Origin of the sequence: Brucella rhizosphaerae (assembly GCF_002252475.1) — a bacterium.
In the GTDB taxonomy this organism is placed as follows: Bacteria; Pseudomonadota; Alphaproteobacteria; order Rhizobiales; family Rhizobiaceae; genus Brucella; species Brucella rhizosphaerae.
Genome location: NZ_NNRK01000011.1, coordinates 75884 through 100009, shown reverse-complemented (window position 1 = coordinate 100009; position 24126 = coordinate 75884). Strand labels below are relative to the sequence as shown.

The window sequence follows — 24126 nt, the reverse complement described above, 5'->3', positions numbered from 1 at the left end:
GTGATCGATTTCTTGTTCATATATGACGCATTTCTGAGCCTATGCAGCGGAATACCACTGACCTTACAGCTCACAGGCCTATCTGTTCTCACAGGAGCAATTCTGGCAACAGCGCTTGCTGCCATGCGCCTTTCAGGTTGGTTCTTGCCCGACATCATAGCGCGCTTCTACATCTTTGTTTTCCGTGGCACGCCGCTCCTCGTCCAGCTTTACATCATCTATTATGGCCTGAGCCAATTCCCTGAATTGCGCAGAAGCTTCCTCTGGCCATTTCTGCGTGAACCATATTGGTGCGCGGTCTTTGCGCTCGCACTGAACACCGCCGCTTACAGTGCCGAGATCATCCGTGGTGGTGTTCTGTCCGTTGCGGCGGGGCAGGTTGAGGCGGCGCGTGCTTATGGAATGCATGGTTTCACGCTGATCCGGCGCGTTGTTGCACCTCAGGCATTGCGGCAGATGCTCCCTGCTTATTCCAACGAAATCATTCTGATGGTCAAATCAACGGCGCTTGCCTCAACCATTACGATGATGGAAGTGACAGGATTGGCAGCAAAACTCATCTCGTCCACCTATCGGCCTGTCGAAGTGTTTATTGCCGCTGGCGCCATTTATCTCCTGCTCAATTTTATCGTCAGTCGCCTTTTCAAGCTGATGGAATACCGCCTTTCCGCCGCGCAACGTCAGCCGCAATCGTTACGCGCGGCAGGAGCAAAAGCATGACCAAAAATTCTGCCGCACCGGCCGTGGAAATTAGTGGGCTTGAGAAGAGTTATGGGGCTCACAAGGTTCTGCATTCCATCTCCTTTAAGGCTCATCAAGGCGAAGTTATTTCCATTCTCGGCGCTTCCGGGTCAGGAAAGTCGACCTTGCTTCGTTGCATCAACATGCTTGAGGTCCCCGAAGCTGGCGACGTTTCAATTCACGGCGAAACATACCGGTTGATCCACCAAACCAATGGACCTTCCCGTATAGCTGATCAGAAGCAGCTGCAGAAATTGCGTTCACAAGCAACGATGGTCTTCCAGTCGTTTAACCTCTGGTCTCATCTTACAGTCCTCGAAAATCTGATCGAAGCGCCAGTCCATGTGCAAAAGCGTGATCGACGTGAATGTGTCGCTGAAGCAGAGGCACTCCTTGAACGCGTGGGCATAGCTGAAAAGCGAAACTTTTATCCGGCTCATCTGTCAGGTGGACAGCAACAGCGCGCAGCTATCGCACGTGCACTCGCGATGAAACCCAAAATCATGCTTTTCGACGAACCCACTTCAGCGCTCGATCCAGAACTTGTCGCCGAGGTTCTTAAAGTCATGCGCGATCTGGCAGCCGAAGGCCGAACAATGCTGGTAGTCACGCATGAGATGGACTTCGCTCGTGATGTCTCCAACCGCATTCTGTTTCTGCATCAGGGGCTGATTGAGGAGGACGGGCAACCGGAAGAGGTTTTCACGAACCCAAAAAGCGAGCGGTTCCGCCAGTTTATTTCCCGACAACAAAACTGAAAATAAACATCAAAATCAAAAGAGGTGAACACATGAAATTCAAAACCATCCTATGTGCCGCAGGTCTTCTCGCATCTGTCCAAATGACGCATGCCGAGGACACCATTCGCATCGCAACCGAGGGTGCTTACGCTCCCTGGAACTTCTCCGGCCCAAACAATGTTCTGGAGGGTTTCGAGGTCGATCTCGTCAAGGAACTCTGTGAGCGCATGAAAGCCAAATGCGAGATCGTAGCGCAGAACTGGGACGGCATCATTCCTTCGCTCACGGCGGGCAAGTATGATGCTATCATGGCCGCGATGAGCATCACGCCAAAACGTGAAGAAGTGATCGCATTCTCTGCTCCTTATGCTGCGGCGATCAATTCCTTCACCGTCATGGGCGATAGCGGTCTTGATGATCTGCCCGATACTGGCAAACCGCTTTCGGTTGATTCTGAAGCAGCAAAGCCAGTGCTCGAAGAAATTGCCAAAAAAATCGAGGGCAAGACCGTCGGCGTACAGGGCTCGACGACCGCTTCCGCATTCATGGAACAGTATTTTCCAAAAGGCGTGGATGTGCGTGAGTACAAGACCACTGAAGAACACAATTTCGATCTGACCAGTGGTCGACTTGATGCTGTGCTCGCCAATGCAACTGTACTCGCAGCGGCCCTTGAAAAGGAAGACATGAAGGGTGCGAAGCTCGCCGGTCCGCTCTTTTCAGGCAAAGTATTTGGCATGATTGGCGTCGGCTTACGCAAAGAAGATACCAAACTTAAAGCGCGCTTCGATGAAGCCATTCACGCAGCAGTCGCTGATGGAACCGTGAAAAAGCTTTCCGAGAACTGGTTCAAGGTCGACGTCAGCCCTCAGGAATAGTTTTACAATCTGGCCCTTCCCCGTTCCGGAAGGGCCAATCTGCAGGCATATGGACTGAAAACATGCGCAGACTCCCCGATCAGGATCTTGTCATTATTGGAGCTGGCCTTGTCGGCTCGGCTCTCGCATGGGGTTTGGCTCGCTCAGGCCAACGCCCGTTGTTACTTGATGGCGAAGATCTCTCACTGCGTGCCTCTCGCGCCAATTTCGCGTTGATCTGGGTTCAGGGCAAAGGACTTGGAGCACCGCATTACGCGCGCTGGACGATGAAGGCCGCGCGGCTCTGGCCACAGTTTGCAGCAGAGCTCAAAGAAACATCAGGCATTGATGTAGCTCTGAGACAGCGTGGTGCATTTACATTTGCGCTTACTGATACCGAGTTGGAAAATGCAAAAGCCGACACGGAGACGGTCGCGCACGAATTGGGCAAGGATGCAGCAACGCATAGCGTGTTAGGCCACAGCGAAACCGCAAAAATGGTGCCCGCAATCGGACGCGCAGTGGTCGGCTCCGTCTATTCACCGTTAGATGGTGATGTGAATTCACTTCGGCTGTTGCGCGCCCTTCATACCGGAATGATCAATCTGGGTGCGCTTTATGAACCACATTGTGAGGTGACTGAAATCATCCCGCAGTCGAGCGGCTTTCTGATCAAAGGTGCCTGGGGAGAAGTATTCGCGCAACGTACGATACTGGCAGCCGGAACAGGCAATAGCAGGCTCGCACAAATGGTCGGCATTAACGCGCCAACCACCCGCAGCAAAGGCCAGATTCTCGTTACAGAAAAATGTGCGCCATTCTTTCCTTATACGTCTGCCACACTCCGCCAGGCCGACGAAGGAGGAGTGATGATTGGCGACAGTCAGGAAACCCACACTGACAGTATAACAACAAATCAGGACATCAGCGCCGTGCTGGCTGACCGCGCGATACGAACTTTCCCATGTCTTGGCAGTGTTAATGTCATCCGGAGTTGGGCAGGATTTCGTGTGAAGACACCCGATGGTTTGCCTATCTACCAACAATCAGAAAAATTTCCTGGTGCTTATGTCTCCATGTGTCACTCAGGCGTGACGCTTGCGTCAAACCATGCCCTCATCATTGCCGATCAAATCGCAGCTCAAAAAGGCAATCTGGCTGACAATGCTTTTTCAGCGAGGAGGTTTCATGTTCAGACAAACTGAGAAGCCAGTCGATACAGTTGCTATCATATTTGATGGATTGCCTTATGAGGTCGGTGCGGGACAGACGGTAGCAGCGGCACTTCTGGCAGAAGGAATTAACACCCTGCGTAAAAGCGTGGTGGGTAATCAGGCCCGGGCGCCCTACTGCTTGATGGGCGTCTGTTTCGAGTGTTTGGTGAAAGTTGACGGCGTTGAAAACCGACAGGCCTGCATGACTGTGGTCCGTGACGGCATGCGTATCTCGTCACAGACGGGCGCGCGCAAAACTGATGAGGGCTTCTGAAGATGGCGCTCAACAAAATTGCCGATATATACGGTACTGATCCGTTCTACGATGTGGCTATTGTGGGCGCCGGACCTGCGGGCATGGCAGCGGCTACAGAAGCGTCCGCTCGAGGTGTTCGAACAATTCTCTTTGACGAAAATCCTGCGGCAGGTGGGCAGATCTACCGTGGGATTGAGACAAACACACCTTCAAAACGTGCATTTCTGGGCGAAGATTATTGGCACGGCACAGACATTCTGAATGCCTTTCTGGCAAGCGATGCATCTTATGTCGGGCAAGCCTTGGTGTGGAGTGTAGAACAGCAGGAACAAGACAAGACCGCACCAGTGGAACTACGCATCTCCAAGGCCGGTAAAAGTCGTGTTATCCGAGCCGGGCGCGTGATCTTCGCTACGGGCGCGATTGAACGTCCGATGCCTGTTGCCGGATGGACGCTCCCCGGCGTTATGACAATTGGTGCTGCACAGATTGCACTAAAATCGTCAGGACTTGTGCCTGACGGCAGGGTCGTTTTAGCGGGTACAGGACCCCTGCTTTATCTTTTCGCCGCTCAGGTGCTTGAAGCTGGCGGGACCATTGCGGCCATCCTCGACACCACCCCGCGTGCAAACTGGATGAAGGCAATTTCTCATCTGCCTTCGTTCCTGATGTCAGCATATGCCATCAAGGGTCTGTCGCTGCTCAACAAGGTTCGACGCTCCGTCCCTATTCATTCGAGTGTAGAGACAATTGAGATACTGGGTGTCGATAAAGCGAGAACTGTTCGGTTTACCACCAAAGGTTCAACACAAGAGATCGATATCGACAGCATCTTTCTCCATCAGGGCGTCATTCCCAATAACAATCTCAGCAATGCGACCGGATGTGAACTGATATGGAATGAGCAGCAGAGATGTTTTCAACCCCAAATCGATCAGTATGGCCGCTCTTCTCTTCAAGCAGTTTTTGTGGCGGGTGATGGCAGTGGTATCGGAGGCGCACTTGTAGCTGAAGTTTCGGGACGCATTGCGGCTCTCACCATTTGTCGTGAGCTTCTGACTGACAAAACTGCAGAAATTGACCTCACCCTCTCCGCACTACAGCGCCACCGACGGAAGCTTACGCGCGGGCGGAGTTTCATTGATACACTTTATCAACCGAGCCTTTCATTTCGGGCACCGACGAACCGCGCTACCGTAGTTTGCCGCTGCGAAGAAATAACCGCAGGCCAAGTTCGTGATGCCGCAGCGCTTAATGTCGTCGGACCCAACCAGCTCAAAACAATGTTGCGGTGCGGCATGGGGCCATGTCAGGGCCGCATGTGTTCCTCAACCATCACTGAAATACTGGCTGATACTCAGCAGCGCGCTCCTGAGGCCGTGGGTACATATCGCCTGCGTATGCCGGTCAAACCTGTGCCTCTGCATGAGATCGCTGCACTTCCTCATACCAAGGACGCCATTTTTGCCGTCACCGGTGAAAATCCGGGCGAACTGTAACTTCCAACGAAAGGACCTGGAAATGACTGAACGTTATCTACGCACACCAATTATGCATCGCGTTGTCGAGCACAATGGCATTGTTTATGTTGGTGGCACCACCTGCGATGACGAAAGTCTCGATATGGCTGGGCAGACCCGGGAGATACTGACAAAGATCGATCAATATCTGGCGGAAGCAGGGACAGATAAAACCAGACTTTTGACCGCGACCGTATTCGTTACAAACCTCGAAAAGAAGCCCGAAATGGACGCCGTCTGGAAGGCATGGGTTGGTCCGGAAGCTCTCCCAACCCGTGCAACGGTTGGCGTCGCTGATCTCGGGGGTGACACACTTATTGAGATCGTCGTTTCTGCGCACAAGTAAGAGCAAAGCATCGATTTGGCTAAACACATATCCATTCGCCCTCAGAGGCGAATGGATACAAAAAGGTGTGCTCACTCTGGAAGATATGCCTCGCCACCAATTTCTACGATCTGTTCTTCGTTCAGCGAACGATGCCAGTGTGAGTATAGCACCTGATTAGCGCGGGGAAGTTTCAACTCATAGCGTAAATACTGATGTATCGCTCGAAAGGCGCTGTGTTCACAGCCACCCCAGAAAAACACTTCATCGAGATCAGCTGGCCAATTGACTGATGCCAATGCTTTAGGGAGGAGTGTTGTTGTCCCAGCCGCTGCCTCCCCGCGAAAAAGCCAATTCACTTCAAAGCCAGACGGCTTCTTTAATGTCTGAATCCCGGAAGGCCCATCCATTTCAATAAAACCTATACCTGTTGCATGCTCATCCAATGTTTCAAGGATACGTGCGATGCCGGGTAATCCCGTTTCATCCCCCATCAGAACATAAAATCGCGCCCACTTGAAGCCATCGGCGGCGGGACCCACGATACCCACCATATCACCCTCAGAAGCATCGATGGCCCATTGGGTTGCAGGACCTGCATTGCAATGTAGTGCGAAGTCGATCGTGATTTCACCATGCACGCTGTCGATCGCACGAATGGTATAAACGCGTGTGGTCAGCTTCCGCTGTTGAGGCCAGATGATATGGCCCCGATCATCTAGTACGGGCCATTCCGGCAAGACGACATCTTTCGGTTGAAATATCAACCTGCAGTGAATTTGGTCGTTGCGATCAAAATGCTCCAGACCCTCACCAGTAAAAACAATTCGCAGCATTTTCGGGTTCAGATGCCTGACACTTTTCACTCGCAGAATACGCAAGTCTTCCAGTAAAGTGTAACCGGTTTCATCTCCAACCCATTCAATTTTAAGCCTTTCACTGGCCGCGATAAATGAAATAGGTCCGACAAGAGCATGCTTCAGTCGATTAAGCGCCTGCGAAGTTTCGGTCTCAACAGCGAGCTTAAGACGACCATCCTCCACAAAAAGTCGCGCATTTCCAAACGGCGACGACACTTTGTAGCCCTGTGCCTCTGGAACCACATTCATATCATGTGTAGCAATCGACGTTAGGATCGGCGTCAGAAACTGCTCAATCTTTGGAAAATCGATTTCGGCAACTGCCGAGTAGGTACGCTTCGTTGGCTTTTGGGGCATCATCTGTCACTCCTGCAACGAGACCCAAAGCGGCCCATCGATTGGAGTGCTCAGAAAATTATGATTGATTTCGGCTAACGTGGCCGCAGGATCCAAGTCTCCGCAGAGTTCGGGATGCAGCCACTTTGCAACCACCTCGATGAAGACTATATTAAGCGGTGATATGGCTATGAGACCAGTCCAGATGCCGTGAACCTTTCCATTCCTGACGCTTGGAATCTGATCAAATCCCGTTCTTTCGGTGAGCCGACGCAAACCTTCACGACCCTTGGCACTATCAAGGCCCGGCCCGATTGCCGGACGCCCACCAGCATCCCAGCCACCACCTGAAGCAATATAAACGTCATTGGGTGTAGATAGCAGGTATTCGAGCTGAAGTTTCTGAAACCAGGGTGCTGTGACGTCAGGCAAAGTCTTTCCACCCGCAAGCTTTAAAAGCTCGCCCCAAATTTTTGTTCCCGCCGCCCAGCAACAATCATCAACAGTAGACTGAACTTCAAGATATGTGGTTACCGACTGAGCACCGTTTAAACGCCTAAGGACATCCTTCAGGTGTGCATCAAAGAAGCTTATAAAAGCTGAAACTCTCTCGTTTGCGTTGAGCACCTCTCCCCACATCGTCATTTGTCTGTGCATGTCGAGAATTGTGTCGGTCTTTGCGTTCTTATCAGTTGTCGTATTGCTGGAAAGATCACTGAATATGACGGGTATCCCTGCACGTTCCAGACGTTGCACCAGCAGATCATCATCCACCAAAGGTGCCATAAACGACGTGGCAACCACAAGATCAGGGGACAAGCTGATCAGGCCTTCAATTGAAATCGTATCCGGGGTCTGTTTACCCACGATTTCGATCCGTCTGCCTTTTTCAAAGCTCTGCTGCAAGGCACCACTATCGATACGATCGACAGCTGCCCATCCCACAACCAACGATGCAGGATCAGGATGGATGAGTGCCATGCTGACAATGTCTCTTGCTTCCAGCAGAATAATTCGCTTCGGAACCCCGGATAGCTGCACTTTGCGACCAGCCATATCCGTGACGGTCCGCTGTATAGTAGCCGAGGTCGGCGAGCTGGCTATCAGCCCTCCCAAAAGAAGCGCACCACAAAAGGTGCGCCTGTCTATACGTGTCGGTTTTACCATTTATAGTTCAGCCCGGCCAAAACCTGTCGACCATTGCCAAACTGGCAATAGAAGTTAGAACTGCAACTTGAATAGTAATCCTTATCAAACAAGTTCGTAACGTTGAGGGTGCCTTCAAGTCCTTTCAGACTTGGTGTTTTTACACCGAAATCGTATCGTAAAGCGGCGTCAACGAGAGTGTATGCATCTGCTTTGACTGTATTGGCATTGTCGGCATAACTGGCGCCAACAAACCGTACGCCACCACCAAGAGTCAATCCTTCAAGTGCGCCACCCAGAAACGTGTAATTCCCCCATACCGATCCAAAATAGTCAGGCACCGCTTGTGGTCGCTTGTCTATATTGGCGGCAACAATGGTTTCTGTGACTTTTGTATCGAGCAATGTAAAAGCGCCAACTACCTCAAAAGCTGGCGTCAAATTCCCTCGCGCTTCAAGTTCCAACCCACGGGATCTGATCTCGCCTTCCTGCACGTTGAAGCCGAGTGTATCAGGCACCAGAGCATCCTGCTGACGGATATCAAATGCAGAAACAGTGAAAAGAGCGTCGAAGCCTGTAGGCTGATATTTCAAACCAATCTCATACTGCTGCGCCTTACTCGGCACAAAAGGATTTCCACCCGAATCCACACCAACATTCGGCTCAAATGAAGTCGAGTAACTCGCATAAGGTGCCAAGCCATTATCGAACAAATAAAGTAAGCCCGCTCTGTAGCTCGTAGCTTCACTTGACTGGTCTGATGTCGTCGCCGCCAGGCGATTGTCTGTGTTCTGCTCGGTCCAGTCATGGCGAACGCCCAATACAGCCCTGAACCCACCGAAGCTTAACTGGTCCTGCGCATAAATGCCGGTTTGTCGCAGTTTCTGGCCGCTATTGATAATTGGAGTAAGTGGTCCAATAGGCAAGCCATACACAGGATTTGTAACATCAAGCGGTGGGGCTGATCCAAACTGATATTCCCAGTCGCTTTTGGAATTCTGATAATTGATTCCTGTTAGAAGCTTGTGTTCAATAGCTCCAGTCTTAAAATCAAACTGTGCTTGATTATCAAAAGAAAGACCCCCTGCGCTTTCAATTGAACGAAGGGCGTGTCGAGATATTAAACCATTGGCATCGATAGGTGCCGACATTTGCAGTGATCGAAAATCTGTCTCTACATGCGAGTATCTCAGGTTTGATCTTACCGTCAGCGTATCATTGAAACGATGCTCCAGACTATAACCAATACCATATTGCTCACGCTCAAAAGAATCGAAATCGGGATCACCAATATTGAGGTGACGATCAAGATAATTTTGATAAGCGATGGGTGCCAGAAAGCGCGGATAGAGCGAGTTGAAATATCCACCCTTCGGGTCTTTCTGGTAGTATCCCGAAATTGTGAACGTGGTATCTGCATCGGGTTGCCAGTTTAAAGAAGGTGCTATGCCGAAGCGTTCTTCGTCTACATCATCATATGCTGTTCCAGAGTGGCGACCAATCATGCTGATGCCATATTGCAAAGCGCCATCCTGTGTCAGAGGTCCACGCGAAGTCAACCCGCTTTGAATCCGACTATTCGTACCACCCTGTATACGAACTTCGTTGAATGGCTCTGCTGATGGTTTCCGGCTGACCTGATTGACCAATCCACCTGGGCTTATCTGACCGTAAAGCAAAGCCGAAGGTCCCTTGATAACATCAACTCGATCAAGCAAATAAGGATCAATGGATGTCTGGGCAAAGGCCTGACCACGCGGAAGTTTCAGTCCGTCGAGATAGTTGACGTAGTTGGTAGCTGTGCCAAAAGCTCCAAATCCGCGCAGAAAGATCGAGTCATAACGCGTATTGGAATCCCGGTCAGAAAGTACACCGGCTGTATAACGCAGTGCCTCACTAACTGTTTGCGGGTTCTGCTCGTCCAGCTGCTTGCGCGTGACCGTCGTCACCGATTGTGGAGTTTCAAGAACCGGAGTGCTGGTTTTTGTCGCAGACTGCGATTTTGGATCGAAGATACGCTCGCCGCTGTCTGGAGAGTTGATCTCCCTCTCGACAACAACTGTTTCCAGTTTGATCGCTGGCTCCTGTGCCAGAGACCAGCTCGACAGAGCCAGAAAACTGGTTGTCGTCAAAAGAAAGACGTGCCGTATCTTAGTTGCCATCGCCCGTAATCCAGTCCCATGTTTAGCAGGTGCAAACACCAACTATCAAAACGGGACGATATCGTCCAGTTATAATTTATGATTATTATACTCATATTAAAGTTCCTGTTGCGCCGCAGCAACGGTACGGTTGCGTTTGGTTTTTCAATGGATATAAAGTATTCCAATGGATTAGCCCGTAAGGCAGATCACCAACCCTTAAAAGGCAGGATGATGGCCCAGCATCAGCGCGCTTTAGAAAAAGCATCTGTTTCGTCGAACTCCCTGAAAGGGAAAGCCGGCGACAACATCGGTAAATCCAGAGGTGGAAGACCATCCAAACAAGCGGTTGAAGAACTTAATCGGCGTATTCTTGAAACCGCTGCCGGACTATTCGCAGCGCAGGGCTTCGCCGCGACGTCAATGGAACAGATCGCTGCATCCTGTGGTGCAGGTAAGGATACGATCTATCGCCGTTATCCTTCCAAAGCCGCACTCTTTGCAGATCTCATACAAGGGTTGCAATCTGAGGTCATAAACGAACTGGATGGACTGCTCGCGATTACCGATACGTCGCTCGAACGGCTGCGGCGTTACGCATTCGCATTATTGGCCATCAACCTAAGACCGCAAATGATCGCTCTTAATCGTGTAGCGTTAAGCGAAGCAGTCGTTGCCGGGGCAATCAAACCCACTCCCTCCGCGCAAGATCCTATAATGAAACGATTTACAACATTGGTTGCACAGGCCCAGTCTGACGGCTTGCTGAGCGAAGAGGACCCTCTGTTTACAGCCGACCAGTTGCTTTACGCAACGTCAATAAAGCCGCTGATTTCAACGATGTTGGGAGAAAGCACATTCTCGTCGTTTGACGAGCAACAACGCTACTTCGATCAAGCATGGAAACTGTTTTTAAGTGGCGCAAGCGTCAGGAGAACCTGAATCTTACCGATGAAACTGAGAAAGAGCGATAGGCACTTTTAGCTTGCGAACGGAATTCGTGCGCCCAGCATTGAAGCAATTGCAAAAGCGGGCACGGACTGGATTATTGAAAACCCAAGTCAAGTTGACGCTTGGGATCGGGTGTGTGACTAATAACGTAGTTTTCATGTGACCGATATTGAGCTTGAATATGTTCGATTACTGTATTGTTGGAGGTGGGATTGTTGGTCTGGCAACCGCTCTGGCAATAACCAAGAGCGATCCAGACGCGCGCATTCTTCTGCTTGAAAAAGAGGACTCGCTTGCCGCTCACCAAACCGGACATAATAGCGGTGTCATTCATGCCGGCATCTATTACCAACCCGGCAGTCTGAAGGCCCAACTATGTCGCGCTGGAGAACGAGCAACAAAGCACTTTTGCGAAACACACGATATTCCATATCGCACGCCCGGAAAATTGGTTGTCGCGACCAATGACAATGAGTTGCAACGCCTCAGTGCGCTTGAGGCAAATGCCGGAGCCAATCAGATCAGTTGCAGACTGATCAATCAATCAGAGCTGATCGAAATGGAGCCTGCCATAACGGGGCTAAAAGCCTTACTCGTTGAGCACAGCGGGATCGTTGACTATCGGGCCATTTCAAGAGCAATGGGCGAACTGATTAAGGCGCGCGGAGCTACAATTATTCTGGGAGCAGACGTTAATTCCATCGAAGAGCGCAACGATTGCATTCGCGTTCACACCAATAAAGGTGTTTGGGAGAGCCGCTATGTCGTTGCATGCGCTGGACTTCAGGCGGACCGCCTGGCGCAGCGCTCCGGTTTGCCGGTCGACTTTCAAATTGTACCGTTTCGGGGCGAATACTACGCACTCAAACCGGAGCTGAACAATCTGGTTAAACGGATGATCTATCCCGTGCCAGATCCGTCAATGCCATTTCTTGGGATTCATCTCACGCCGATGATGGACGGAACCGTGACCGTGGGACCTAATGCTGTACTCGGGCTTTCGCGCGAAGGTTATGCTAAATTTTCCACCAATCTGAATGATATCGTCACTTACGCTCGGTTCCCCGGGTTTTGGAAAGTTATTTCGCAAAACCTTCGATCCGGCATTCAGGAAGTAAAGGACAGTGTATTTAAATCCAGCTATCTTGATTAATGTCGAAAATACTGCCCCTCGCTTCAAGCGCAGGACCTCCTCCCTTACAGGGCAGGAATAAGGGCGCAGGCGGTCTCTAACACCGGAAATCTTATTCACGACTTCAAGTTTTTACAAACGAAGCGAGCCTTGCATGTGTGCAATGCACCCTCGCCGGCCGCGACATCAGCCATCCCTATCGGAGAACTGATATTGCAACGTTTAAAGACTGGGCAGGATTAGAAATATCGAAGCATTAGCCATTTTAACAGAAGCGCTGGTTCGATCTTCAGAATTTCAGAAGATTCTCATCTTGGAGGCGTAAAATGCTTCAGCATATGTTTCAGGTGCGCGACATTCCATGCCTCGCAAACGCGCAAGGCCGCGAAAAGTCTCCTTATCAAACCAGTCTTTGGATCGTTGGGAGCTGAAATTTCTCATCAGTAACTCTATCTTCTTCTCCAACACTCCGACTGGTAGAGCTACGTAAGCGTTCGGACGCCCTAAATCGCCATCCCACTTGGGAATTTCGTATTCCAGAATTAACTGATCGCGGAAGATATTCCATGTGAGCTCTTGAATAGTGCGGTGATCCTGATGGGCATCACCGCGACTATGCGTAAAGACAAGATCCGGCTGGCTTCGGCTCCGCTGTCCTATCAGCCATTCTTTGATGGCCCGGCTCTGAGCGGGGAAATAACTGTCCTCGAAATCGAGTACATGAATTTTATTACTTTGCACTCCACAAAGAAAGTCGCGCGCCGAAGCTTCTGCTTCCACGCGCCGATCTCCTCCACCTGACAAAACGCACCAATCAACCTCCAAAGGAATTCCCACTTCGATAAGACTCAGAATTGTTCCCCCGCATCCGATTTCGATATCGTCTGAATGCGCACCTATGCAAAGCAGTCTGAGCGGCCTGCTAAGCTGCGTGAGGGAAAACAGATCAATCATAGTGCGATCGCGATGTTGGCTGCTCTAAGTTCTGTCTTGTGCTTTTTCCAGGGCATATCCCCTTTCTCGACCATATCTTCGAGTGTCTGCCAGTCTCGCAATGTGTCCATGGAACGCCAGAAGCCTTCATATTTGTAGGCCATAAGCTGATTATCGGCGATCAGGCGGGTAAAGGGCTCCAGCACAAGTTCCTCGCCTTCGCGCATGTAATCGAAAATCTCCTTGCGAAACAGAAAGTACCCGCCATTTATCCAGATATCTGAGGTATTGGAGGTTCTGAAAGCGCGCACATCGCCACAATCTGCAATATCAGCCAGATGATAGGTCAAAGGCGGACGTACAGCCAGGAAACATGCGAGCTTGCCGCTCTGTTGAAAACGATCAGTCATATCGTCAAGGTCGACATCACTGAGACCATCGCTGTAGTTTGCGAGAAACATATCCTCGCCCTCAACATGAGACCGGGCACTCCATAATCTTTCGCCGATGTTTCGCCAAATGCCCGTATCGAGTAAAGTCACACTCCAGTCGCGATCCACTTCTTCAAGCAAACGAACATTTCGCCCGCCATCAGATACGACACAGTCCGCAAATGTTTGTGGTCTTATGTTCAGGAAAAAGTCCTTGACCACATTCGCCTTATACCCGAGGCACAAAATGAAGTCGTTGTGACCATAGTCGGAATAATACTCCATGACGTGATGGAGAATTGGCTGATGCCCGAGCGGGATCATCGGCTTGGGAACATTCTCTGAATATTCCCTGATTCGGGTGCCAAGACCACCGCAGAAAAGAACGACTTTCATAACTTAGCGCTCCTCTGTGATTAATGCCGGATCTATCAGTGTCACATGCGGAATCGGTATGATGAATTTGCCGCCCCATTCGACCACATGCTGCATCTGACGAATAATTTCATCTTTGAAGTTCCACGGCAGGATCAGAATGTAATCAGGCTTATAACTGTCGATCATTGAAGTATCACAGATCGGAATATGCATTCCCGGAGTGAACCGCCCGTGTTTGTAGGGGTTGCGGTCGACAGTGAAATCGAGAAAATCGGTTCCTATTCCACAGTAGTTGAGCAAAGTATTGCCTTTTCCGGGTGCTCCGTAACCACAAATACGCTTACCTGCATTTTTTGCGGCGATCAGAAACGAAAGAAGATCACGTTTTGTGCGACGTGTCTTTTCGGAAAACTGTTCATATGTGGCAATATCGTTGAGCCCGAATGTCTGTTCACGTTTCAAGAGCGCTGCAACACGCGGCCCGGCCTTTCGCTTGCTGGCATTGTGAGCGAGATAAACACGGAGCGAACCGCCATGGGTCGGCAATTCTTCGACATCAATCACTTTGAGATGATGCCGATGAGCCATGTAACGGACTGTAAGAAGTGAGAAATACGAAAAATGCTCATGATAAATCGTATCGAACTGGTTTTGCTCGATCAGGTTTGCCAGGTGTGGAAACTCAAGAGTAATAACCCCTTCGGGTTTTAACAGCAGTTGCAAGCCACGAACAAAGTCATTGAGATCCGGCACTTGTGCCAGGACATTGTTTCCGATGATCAGATCTGCTTTTCCGCCCTCACTCACCATCTGCGCGGCAAGTGCTGAACCAAAGAAATCGACACGGGTAGGCACTCCTTTGGAAATCGCCGCTTTAGCCACGTTTGCAGCGGGTTCAATTCCCAGGATTGGGATACCCTTAGGTAAAAAATGCTGGAGCAGATAGCCATCGTTGCTTGCGATTTCGACGACAAAGCTATTGTCATTAAGACCCAGCTTTTCAGTTATTTCCTCGCAATAAACCCGGGCATGATCGACCCAGCTGGTCGCATAAGAAGAAAAATAGGCATATTCAGTAAAAATATCAGCCGGACTGAAATATTCTTTCAACTGCACCAAATAGCAGTGGTCGCACACGAAAGAATACAGAGGATAAAACGGCTCCATGTGATCAAGTTGATCTGCGGTGAGAAAGCTCTCACACGGCGGAGACATCCCAAGGTCCACAAATGTGTGCTTGAGAAGCGTCCCGCACAAGCGGCAACCAGTCTGCTCTCGAGCCATGCTTGCACTCCGCGATATGCCCGGCGTTTGGATGGTCATACGATATACCTCGCCCTGCCCGGACCCTTGTGGGTATGTGGGTTGGAATTCCGTTCAATGCCGGACAATCAAAATTACTGAGTTTCCTCGGTATTTCCGAGACTGTAATGAGGGGCGAGCCGCACATACGATAGGGCGCGTCCATCACCCGTCGATTGATCCCTGACAATCCCCCTAACTTCAACCAATGTCTATGAAGGGGTACACAACTACGCCTATCAGGTAACTGGACCTTATCCTTAGGGCCACTCCGCTGACCCGAAAATAATACTATTCGCCAGACATCAAGCTGTCAGAATGGGGCTGTCAGAATGAGCCATTGCGGCAGTCCGAGGCAAACAATGCGATTTACCCCGCTTAATATCGATGGCGCTTGGTCCGTTGAACCAGAGAAGCTCGAAGATGAGCGGGGGTGGTTCGCGCGTGTCTATTGTGACAACGCATTTGCAGAACGCGGAATGGAAACGAATTTCCCTCAGCACAGTCTGTCTTTCTCCAGGGAAAAAGGCACTCTACGTGGGCTCCACTATCAGAATGAACCGCACTCCGAGACCAAACTTGTGACGTGCTTGCGCGGTGTAATCTGGGATGTTCTGGTCGATTTACGACCGAATTCGCCAACCTATCGGCGATGGACGGGACTGGAGCTATCATTTGAAAATGGGGTGCAGCTGTATATTCCTGAGGGCTGCGCACACGGCTTCCAGACACTGACAGACGATGTGCTTCTGCGTTACATGATCTCTCGTCCCTACGCCCCTGATTTCGCAACAGGATTGCGGTATGATGACCCATCTCTTGGGATACCGTGGCCGGATAAGCCAAGCGTCATGTCCGAAAAAGACCGGGGCTGGCCGCTACTCTAAAACGCGTCCGCGCAACCAGAACCTCCTCGCAGTCCTCTTCCCCAGATTGAACAGTATCTCATGCCAAATCGCTATGCGCCTTTGCGCATGTTAGCGTTTGGGATGCGGCCAGCAGACCGACTTCACGGAGCCGATCCGCAGCATCTGCGAGATATGTGAAAGGCAAACGGGAACGCTCAGACATATCAAGTATCGAATGATACCCATCAGCCAGATTGAGTACCCACAACAAAGTCATTGCTTTCTCGGCCGCATTGCGATCCCCTCCGGTATTGCTGTAAAGACCCCGACGCCCAAGTTGGGGCTCACCCTTTGGCGACAGATTGAGCGGCGTCCAGTTACGCTCGGCAATCTCAATCGCCTGTATGATGAAATTATAAGACTGCTCCAGATATTCCGGCTTAATGAAGTCAAGATTATCGGCGGAGGTATGATATTCCGGGAAAGCGCCATAAAGACTTCGTTGAAACAGGCCAACAGGCAAATTGAACCCCGGCGAGCAAAACTGACGCTCATCATATCCGTATGGCCAGAAATCATGCGCCTTCGCCTCCGGAAGGCCTGACCCTTCCAAAATTTGCGTCATAATGCGGTCAATCTCCGAATTGCCGCGACGGCTACGCTTGTAATTGGGGCCACCGCCGTCACCAACGCATGACAGGACCATTCCATGCTTCACACGATCCAGAATGTCTTCATTCTGATTTAACCAGGCAAGAGCCCCGAAAGTCGCAGGGCCGAATAAAAGCCGGTATGTGAAACGTGTTTTGCGCGATTTCAATGCTTCTCCAAGGCGGGCAAGCAGCGCTATTCCAGAACAATTATCATTGGCAAGTGATGGATGGCAAAGATGTGTAGAAAGCAGGAATGTTTCATCAGTTGCACCTCGATGGATGAACTCTCCGAAAATCAGAGACCCATCGCGCCGCTCGGCATCAATCACCACCTCGTAAACTTGGTCTTTCATCTGCATAAGGGCATTGTATGTCATGCAGAAGCCCCAGGATTCCGTGTGATAACACGTACGATAAGGTATCAGATCGGGCTGGTCAGGTAGAGTATGTATGTGGTCTTTCAACTCGCCTAGCGTAAGCTTCGTATGCACAGGAATACTGAAGTTTACTACATGTAGATTGTGCTGACCGAAATCAACAATTCGACATCCCTCGGGGTCCATAATATAGGCATCCCGGATCATCCACTCTTGCGGCGCCTGCCAATCAAAAAGCTGCGTGCCGGTAGGGATTTCATGAATATTCAAAGGCAAATACTCACTGATAAGTGCGAGCGTTTCGCGCACACCGTCACCAGTGAGACTACGGCAAATTGGGAAAAGCCGCGCAGCAAGCTCATAGATGCATTCCCCATGTGAAGAATGCATCTCAGTACCATCAACTTGCCTATTGCCAATACGAGTATCCATTATGCCGTTGCCCGAAGCAGTTGTGTCTTCTCATCTGCTCGACGCAGATTTGCATCAAGCACACCTTGAGCAATCAATTTTCGAATATGGGCAATGCGCTGAAAACGCGGCCCTTCGAATTCTTCCAGTGTCAGGGAGGAACGGCTATAAGCTGCAAGAAGCTCCCGTGCCCCTGCAACCGCATCCCATTGAGGCTTAGCGTCCGGCAAAACACGCACCAGCTTTTCAAAACTGACTCTATAAGAACGGGTGTCCGGGCCGGCATCATCTGCGTATTCGATCCGGCAATCAGGAATGTTTTCAGCTACAATGCTGGCGATATCGCGAATACGATAATTATGCCCGGTCGATCCTACGTTGAAGGATTCATTAAAAACCTTCTCCCGTGGAGCTTCCATTGCCGCATTGAACGCGCGCGAGATATCCCTGATATGAACTATCGGTCGCCAGGGTGTTCCATCGGATTTAAGATAGATAAGCCCCTTGGTAACTGCCCATGCGACCAGATTATTCAGCACAATGTCGAAACGCAGAAACGGCGAGACACCATACGCAGTTGCCGGTCGGAGATATACCGGGCAGAAACTGGAATCTGCCAATCCGCGTATTTCTTGCTCAGCTCTGACTTTGGAACGGCCATAAGCAGTGACCGGTTTGAGCTCTCCGGTTTCATCAATCAAATCTGCGTCACTGATACCGTAATTGCTGCATGATGAAGCAAACAAAAACCTGGCAACGCCAGCTGCTTTTGCGGCCTTTGCCATCGCCACACTGGCATGATGATTGATTTCATAGGTGAGTTCTTCATTGAGATTGCCAAGCGGATCGTTGGACAGCGCTGCCAGATGAATAACAGCGTCGAAGCCTTCCAGATCGCGTGGCGACACATCGCGGACATCCTTGCGGATTGTCGGCACATCAATAACTGAGCCTCCTTCTTCAAAAAGGCAATGCTGATATAGGCCTATGTCATAGCCCGAAACATCATGTCCCGAATTGATCAATGTCGGCACCATAACCGATCCGATATAACCCTGATGCCCTGTTACAAGTACCTTCATATCCGGCTCCTCAGCTGAACGATGCGTCTAAGGTAACGGGCTGCAACGGAAGCGACGAGTTGACCGAAGGCATGTTTGCTTCGGACAAGCGTTGAAATAAGACACGAAAGATCGTGGAGGCTACCTCTTTTGGATGCTCCCCAGCCGTTCAGGACTACCGATCAACAAAATCCAGTCGCTGTTATTTACATTCTTGCGATCTTGCGGTGCCGTGTAGATATTAAGCTCACCATCAATTTCCGGTGGTGTTGAAGATATGAATTTCCCAGAAGTCGGATCGACCCATATTGCCGTCTGACCATTGGTCATAGCATTTCGCTTCACTTTAAAGCTGTTGGCATCACCATAAATCATGATCAAACCGTGATCGGGAAGAGCTACAGCATAGCTTTCATCAATCGTCGAAATGCTGTTATCGCGATCGGGCTGCAGTTGCGACCACGGTATCTTATCAAACAGAGCTTTCATGACCGCCATGGAGCGTGCGCCGGGGCTATTCAATGCCGCTTGCCAGCTCTGGTCCGATGTAAAGACACCGGGACCCGTAAAATGCCAGATAGGGTTGTTCCCGAAGAATTGCCCTGCCGCGCCACCCAACAGTGCACCATACGTGTTGCGACGTATCATACGAGCGGTTGTTTCACGCTCGTACTCGTAGGCACCCTCAAGAAATATTACTGGCATGCTGCCGGATTTACTTCGATCCAGAAGCGCTTTGTGAACATCATTATATGTATAGACCGTATCGATCGCCAACCAGCTCTGATCTTTCCAGACCTCACGCGTATTTGTATCGCGCCCCGAATGGACCGTCTGAAGCGCGTGGGGAGAAATCGTTGCAATCCCTTCTGCAAGCTTTGACACCAGCTCTCTGTTTGGAGCATCAAAATCACCACCCAGCACCCAAACGATGTTGGAGAATTTGGAGAACCGCCGCGCAATGGCTTCACCATAAGCTTCCATTTTATCAGGCCCAGCGACCTCAGCTTCAGCGAACCAGCCCTGATCACCGCCATTTACACCGAGATAAGCAGGGGCGAGAAAAACAACCAGCCCCAGCGCTTCCGCCCGTTCAACTACCCATCCGGCATGATCAAAATATTTTGGATTAAGTGCTCCAAAAGCATCGTTGGCGAAAGGCAATTCGCCATACGCATTCCTTGGCGGGGTGCTTGAAAACTGATGTTCGATCAGATTGACCAGAATGGCATTAAACCCATGCTTGCGTCGATCTGCCAGATAAATATCGATGTCGTCTCGCTTCAATTCTGCGATTAACGACCATGCCGTATCGCCTTGCAGCAAAAACGACCTGCCGGCAGCATCTTCAAAAGTACGATTATCCGGGCTCACTCTGATCGGCAACACGCTTTCGGCTTGGGTCGCACCAGTAAAAAGGAGCAGGCAACCCAAAATGAAACCTACTCGAAAATCTCTCATCGCGTTGCAGGCGGATATGATGGTGCATCGTTAAATCGGCGATAGACAACTTGTGACGGCCGCCCCGTAAGATAATTCTCAACACCATCATTGAGGGCGCGAACATACACGCCGAGCGCTCCATCAATTGCGTCCACTGTGCGTGCAATATCCGTGTCACTATGTGTGTAGCTTACGACCAGAGACGGCATCAGAATGCCCCGTCTGATAGTCTCCTGCAGGAAAAGGGTTCGAAGAGCCTGAGAGGACTGTCCATTCTCATCGAGAGTAGCATATGCCAGACAGCAAGGCCGCCCAACCAAACGAACATGGTTCTTAAGTCCATGGGTTGAAATCGCTGCATTGACCCCTTCTTCAAGCCTACTGCCCTGCTCATAAAGCCTTTCGATCACCGGCTCGTCCCGATAGACCTTCATGGTGGCGATTGCAGCTGCCATAGCGTGAGTTTCGGCTCCATGAGTGGTCGAAAGCAAGAATACACGGGCATAGTCGGTTTGAGTTAGTCCGCCAAGCTGCATATACTCAGCTTTTCCCGCCAGTGCAGAGATTGCAAAACCATTGCCCAGAGCTTTCCCAAAGCATGAAAGATCGGGCTGTATGTCATAAAGCTTCTGAGCCCCGCGCATATGCCAGCGGAAACCCGTTATCATTTCATCAAGAATAAATAGGGCACCATTTTCATGAGCAATCCGTTTCGCTTCGTGCAGAAAATTATCCTGAGGTTCCTCCATACGCGCCGGCTCAAGGATTAATGCTGCAATCATACCCGGATAGTTTTCGAACAATGCCTTTACGCTCGAAATGTCGTTATAGCGAAAACTAGTGGTCAAAGCCGACACCGATGCAGGAATACCTGCATTCATTTTTGTCGTTCCAATGAACCAGTCGTCAGTTGAGAAAAATGGATGATCGGCACAACACGCGATCATATCGCGACCGGTATAGGCACGCGCCAGACGCACAGCCGCAGATGTGGCATCCGATCCGTCCTTGCAGAATTTCACCATTTCGGCTCCCTCGATTAATTCAAGGAAACTTTCTGCGCATTCAATTTCAATCGCGCTGGGTCGCGTAAAGTTGCAACCATCCTGCAACGCATCGCGCACGGCATGCAGCACCGGAGGGTAGGCGTGTCCAAGCCCAACGGCGCGATTTCCCATTCCATACTCAATATACTGGTTTCCATCGACATCGAAGACATGCGAGCCGGAGCCACGCTGTATGAAACCTGGTGCCAGTACCGGATACTGATCATCACCTTTTGCATAGGTGTGGCATCCGCCCGGTATAAGGGTATGTGCTTTGCTTCTGAGCAGTTGCGAGTTACGAAACCGGGATGTGAAAAGGTTCATGACCTCGTCCCTTTGCTAGATATCAGTTTTAACGCTCATACTGTGGACCAGGCTGTGTTGAGGCGCTCTCTCAGCTGCCGAAGCCAGTTCTTGACAGGTTTGGGCAACCGGCTTCGCAAACTTGAATGTAAAGCGTTCGGCATTGTCCATTGCGAGAGTGCTAAAGGCGGTGCAATAGCTGGTCGGTTCGTCTTAAGATTTTCAAGAAGTCCGGCATAAGCCTGACCCACCTGATCATTGTTGAAGGCCACCGCAACTTTAAGGACAGCGGCCCGAGCCATTTCCGCCCTCAACTGCTTATTATCTGCAAGAAAATCTATATGGCGAGCCGCCTGTCTGAAATCTCCGACAGGGAACAAAAGACCATCTTCACCATGAGTAACGATCAGATCAGTCACACCCGCAATTCTCGAAACAACTGCAGGACAACCCTGGCTCATCGCTTCAATCAAAGTGAGGCCAAACCCTTCAAAGCGGGATGGCATAACCATAACATCATGCTGACTGACGAGCCACGGGACATCTGATGGAGCGACCCAGCTCGTAAAACTTACCCTCTCATGGAAACTTTCAAGTCGATGACGCAACTCGGCCAAATCCGAGCCATCGCCTGCAACGGTTAAATGGTAATCGCATTTCAGACCACGCAGAATATTGGGCAGCCAGAACACGCCCTTTGAGTTATCCTCAATGCGCCCAAGATAAAGCAGCCTTAAAGGCGCATTTTCATCCCGTTGCGCAATCGTCTGCGGGGTATGAATGTCCTTATTCAGGCCATGTGGAATAACCAGTGTTCGCGCAGCATCGAAGCCATGATGGTTGACCAGATCGTCCCTACAGCGTCTGGAGACGCCTACTGTTGCATGAACGTGATCGCGGATAGCGCGGGCGGCTGCATACGTACCCGGCGTGATGTTGTGCACGATCATGATGCGTAAAATATCATCAGGCAGATACCGCACCAGATTGGTTTCAAAGCGGCTGGACAGTACGTTCACGAATACCGCTTCGAATTTGTGCTCGCGTAAAAAAGCAATCATCCGTCTGGCACGGGTTTCCTCGTCCAGAACACCCATCTGGTCGATTGCATCTCCTTTACGCAATGCATCGCTCAATCCCTGACCTACAGGAGGAAAACTGATCGTTTCTCCTGCAGCCCCAGCGGCCAGCCATCGTAATTCAATGCCCGACTGTCGAAGCGACGAACACAGGCGCGTAAATACAGAGTAGGTCCCACCAATATGTGGACGGACGAAATAAGCACATTTCATGATCACAACCCTGCTGCCCAGAGACCAAGACTTCGAGGGAAGAATCCCTCGAAGCCTTACTCCGGTATATCGGGGGGCGTTTGATATACCGCAGAACAGTGTAGCGAAATTACAGGGCAGCGCATTTTGTCTATGAGGGGTATATCGCTTCATACATAAGAGGATGGTGTTCACCCTTCTGCCAGTTTTCACAAAACCGCATACCGGCTTAGCTTGTAAAAGCAGCTGGAGACACTTGTATGAGAATAGGTCTTTTCGGTCAGTTCGGTTCTGGCAATACCGGCAATGACGGGTCGCTTGACGCGATGCTGCAAATGTTGAAACGCATATGTCCTGGTGCTCAGCTTATCTGTATATGTTCCAGACCTGAAATCATCAGCGAGAAGTTCGGCATAGATTCTGTTCCAGTGGGTCAGCCAGCATCGGACAATTCATTCATCAGGCTTCTGAATAAACTTCTTTTGCAATTTCCACGCCGTATTTCCGGCTTTCTGGGTGCCTTGTCGCTCGCTCAAGGTATCGATCTTATCATAGTTCCCGGCACCGGTATTCTTGATGATTTCAACGAGGACCCTTTTGGCTGGCCGTTCGCGGTTTTGCGTTGGTCTGTTGCTGCGAGACTGGCGGGTGCACGTTTCGCCTTCATTTCCATAGGTGCGGGGCCTGTCACACATCCTCTAAGTCGCTTCTTCGTGCGCAAAGCGTCGATGATGGCTGCGTACCGTTCCTACCGCGACCAGGTTTCCTACGAATTCATGAAGTCTTTAAACATAGATGTTGCGAAAGACAGTGTCAGTGCCGACATCGCCTTCGCGCTTACCACTGCCGAAGACGAATTGCGGAACACCGGGGATCAACGCGTTGGTCTGGGCATTATGACATATAAGGGCTGGAAAAAGCAGACAGCAGATGGCGCTGCGATTTACGACAATTATCTCGATAAGATGACCGAACTGATTGACGAATTGTTGCTGGATGGACGGCAGGTGCGCTTGCTTACCGGTGACAAGGGGGATCTTGAGGCCGTTTATGATCTGCAAAAACGTATTCGCACGCCAAATGTGAGAAATGTCATTTTCGAACCGGTTACATGCCTCTATGAGCTTATGCAGCAGATTGCAAAAACGGATATCGTTGTTGCCAGCCGATATCACAATATCGTCTGCTCCCTCTCAATGGGTAGACCCGCGATTTCAATTGGTTATGCGCGTAAAAACGATGCGCTTTTACATGACACAGGCTTGAGTGATTTTTGTCATCACATTGAGAGTTTTGACCCGAAAACTTTGCTCGCTCAGATCGATAGTATGTTTTCTCGCAGAGAAGAACTCATCAAAACTGTCGAAGATGGTGTCAGGGTTTATCGCAACCGGCTCGCGGAACAAGAAGAGGTACTACGCAACAGTCTGCTTCAGAAGATTAGATGATA

General features: G+C 50.5%; 21 protein-coding genes and 1 pseudogene. 11 read left to right on the top strand and 11 right to left on the bottom strand.

The window, feature by feature from the left end:
* Positions 1-3: 3 nt before the first annotated feature.
* The 7 genes from CEV32_RS00780 to CEV32_RS00750 all read left to right on the top strand — a co-directional run bounded on the left by CEV32_RS00780 (position 4) and on the right by CEV32_RS00750 (position 5674).
* A complete protein-coding gene (locus CEV32_RS00780) occupies positions 4-720 on the top strand; it encodes an ABC transporter permease (protein WP_208620773.1) in 717 nt (238 codons plus the stop codon).
* Positions 717-1499, top strand: coding sequence for an ABC transporter ATP-binding protein (locus CEV32_RS00775; RefSeq protein WP_094573534.1), 783 nt, complete (start codon positions 717-719; stop codon positions 1497-1499). Before CEV32_RS00780 ends, CEV32_RS00775 begins: the two co-directional genes overlap by 4 nt.
* 32 nt (positions 1500-1531) lie before the next feature.
* Positions 1532-2359: a lysine/arginine/ornithine ABC transporter substrate-binding protein gene (locus tag CEV32_RS00770; RefSeq protein WP_094573533.1), complete on the top strand. Its 828-nt coding sequence runs from the start codon at positions 1532-1534 to the stop codon at positions 2357-2359.
* 62 nt (positions 2360-2421) lie between these two features.
* Entirely contained in the window at positions 2422-3543 is a 1122-nt protein-coding gene (locus tag CEV32_RS00765) for an NAD(P)/FAD-dependent oxidoreductase (RefSeq protein WP_094573532.1), read from the top strand.
* Entirely contained in the window at positions 3527-3826 is a 300-nt protein-coding gene (locus tag CEV32_RS00760; RefSeq protein ID WP_094573531.1) for a (2Fe-2S)-binding protein, read from the top strand. The genes CEV32_RS00765 and CEV32_RS00760 overlap by 17 nt, the downstream gene beginning before the upstream one ends.
* Before the next feature lie 2 nt (positions 3827-3828).
* A complete protein-coding gene (locus CEV32_RS00755) occupies positions 3829-5307 on the top strand; it encodes an FAD/NAD(P)-dependent oxidoreductase (protein WP_235818676.1) in 1479 nt (492 codons plus the stop codon).
* Between the two features lie 22 nt (positions 5308-5329).
* Positions 5330-5674 carry a RidA family protein gene (locus tag CEV32_RS00750; RefSeq protein WP_094573529.1) on the top strand — a complete coding sequence of 115 codons (345 nt, stop codon included), beginning with the start codon at positions 5330-5332 and terminating at the stop codon, positions 5672-5674.
* Between the two features lie 71 nt (positions 5675-5745).
* Here CEV32_RS00750 and CEV32_RS00745 read toward each other — a convergent pair whose 3' ends face one another.
* The 3 genes from CEV32_RS00745 to CEV32_RS00735 are packed head-to-tail and all read right to left on the bottom strand — an operon-like array spanning position 5746 to position 10157.
* Entirely contained in the window at positions 5746-6873 is a 1128-nt protein-coding gene (locus CEV32_RS00745) for a siderophore-interacting protein (protein ID WP_235818675.1), read from the bottom strand.
* A gap of 3 nt (positions 6874-6876) precedes the next feature.
* On the bottom strand, positions 6877-8016 hold the full coding sequence (locus CEV32_RS00740; protein ID WP_094573528.1) for an ABC transporter substrate-binding protein: 1140 nt from the start codon (positions 8014-8016) through the stop codon (positions 6877-6879).
* Positions 8010-10157 carry a TonB-dependent siderophore receptor gene (locus CEV32_RS00735; protein WP_094573527.1) on the bottom strand — a complete coding sequence of 716 codons (2148 nt, stop codon included), beginning with the start codon at positions 10155-10157 and terminating at the stop codon, positions 8010-8012. Before CEV32_RS00735 ends, CEV32_RS00740 begins: the two co-directional genes overlap by 7 nt.
* 78 nt (positions 10158-10235) lie before the next feature.
* Here CEV32_RS00735 and CEV32_RS00730 point away from each other — a divergent pair, with 78 nt between their 5' ends.
* Entirely contained in the window at positions 10236-11078 is an 843-nt protein-coding gene (locus CEV32_RS00730; protein WP_235818674.1) for a TetR/AcrR family transcriptional regulator, read from the top strand.
* Positions 11079-11268: 190 nt separating this feature from the next.
* Positions 11269-12462: pseudogene (gene lhgO / locus CEV32_RS00725) on the top strand (L-2-hydroxyglutarate oxidase).
* A 54-nt stretch (positions 12463-12516) separates the two neighbouring features.
* Here the strand turns inward: lhgO and CEV32_RS00720 are convergent.
* The 3 genes from CEV32_RS00720 to CEV32_RS00710 are packed head-to-tail and all read right to left on the bottom strand — an operon-like array spanning position 12517 to position 15284.
* On the bottom strand, positions 12517-13173 hold the full coding sequence (locus CEV32_RS00720) for a PIG-L deacetylase family protein (RefSeq protein ID WP_094573526.1): 657 nt from the start codon (positions 13171-13173) through the stop codon (positions 12517-12519).
* Complete coding sequence (locus CEV32_RS00715; protein WP_094573525.1) at positions 13170-13979, bottom strand: sugar phosphate nucleotidyltransferase; 810 nt, start codon at positions 13977-13979, stop codon at positions 13170-13172. Before CEV32_RS00715 ends, CEV32_RS00720 begins: the two co-directional genes overlap by 4 nt.
* A 3-nt stretch (positions 13980-13982) precedes the next feature.
* On the bottom strand, positions 13983-15284 hold the full coding sequence (locus CEV32_RS00710; RefSeq protein WP_094573524.1) for a class I SAM-dependent methyltransferase: 1302 nt from the start codon (positions 15282-15284) through the stop codon (positions 13983-13985).
* A 341-nt stretch (positions 15285-15625) separates the two neighbouring features.
* Between CEV32_RS00710 and rfbC the strand changes: the two genes are divergently transcribed.
* Positions 15626-16150: a dTDP-4-dehydrorhamnose 3,5-epimerase gene (rfbC, locus tag CEV32_RS00705; RefSeq protein WP_094573523.1), complete on the top strand. Its 525-nt coding sequence runs from the start codon at positions 15626-15628 to the stop codon at positions 16148-16150.
* A gap of 58 nt (positions 16151-16208) precedes the next feature.
* Here the strand turns inward: rfbC and CEV32_RS00700 are convergent, their stop codons facing one another.
* The 5 genes from CEV32_RS00700 to CEV32_RS00680 form a co-directional block, all read right to left on the bottom strand.
* Positions 16209-17573: a DUF4910 domain-containing protein gene (locus CEV32_RS00700; RefSeq protein WP_094573522.1), complete on the bottom strand. Its 1365-nt coding sequence runs from the start codon at positions 17571-17573 to the stop codon at positions 16209-16211.
* A complete protein-coding gene (locus CEV32_RS00695) occupies positions 17573-18634 on the bottom strand; it encodes an NAD-dependent epimerase/dehydratase family protein (RefSeq protein WP_094573521.1) in 1062 nt (353 codons plus the stop codon). The genes CEV32_RS00700 and CEV32_RS00695 overlap by 1 nt, the downstream gene beginning before the upstream one ends.
* Before the next feature lie 120 nt (positions 18635-18754).
* Complete coding sequence (locus CEV32_RS00690) at positions 18755-20002, bottom strand: apiosidase-like domain-containing protein (RefSeq protein ID WP_235818673.1); 1248 nt, start codon at positions 20000-20002, stop codon at positions 18755-18757.
* 68 nt (positions 20003-20070) lie between these two features.
* Positions 20071-21426 carry a glutamate-1-semialdehyde 2,1-aminomutase gene (locus CEV32_RS00685; RefSeq protein ID WP_094573519.1) on the bottom strand — a complete coding sequence of 452 codons (1356 nt, stop codon included), beginning with the start codon at positions 21424-21426 and terminating at the stop codon, positions 20071-20073.
* Positions 21427-21461: 35 nt separating this feature from the next.
* Positions 21462-22697 (bottom strand): glycosyltransferase family 4 protein, encoded by a 1236-nt coding sequence (locus CEV32_RS00680; protein WP_094573518.1) that lies wholly within the window; start codon positions 22695-22697, stop codon positions 21462-21464.
* Positions 22698-22936: 239 nt separating this feature from the next.
* Here CEV32_RS00680 and CEV32_RS00675 point away from each other — a divergent pair, with 239 nt between their 5' ends.
* Entirely contained in the window at positions 22937-24124 is a 1188-nt protein-coding gene (locus tag CEV32_RS00675) for a polysaccharide pyruvyl transferase family protein (protein ID WP_094573517.1), read from the top strand.
* Positions 24125-24126 lie beyond the last annotated feature (2 nt).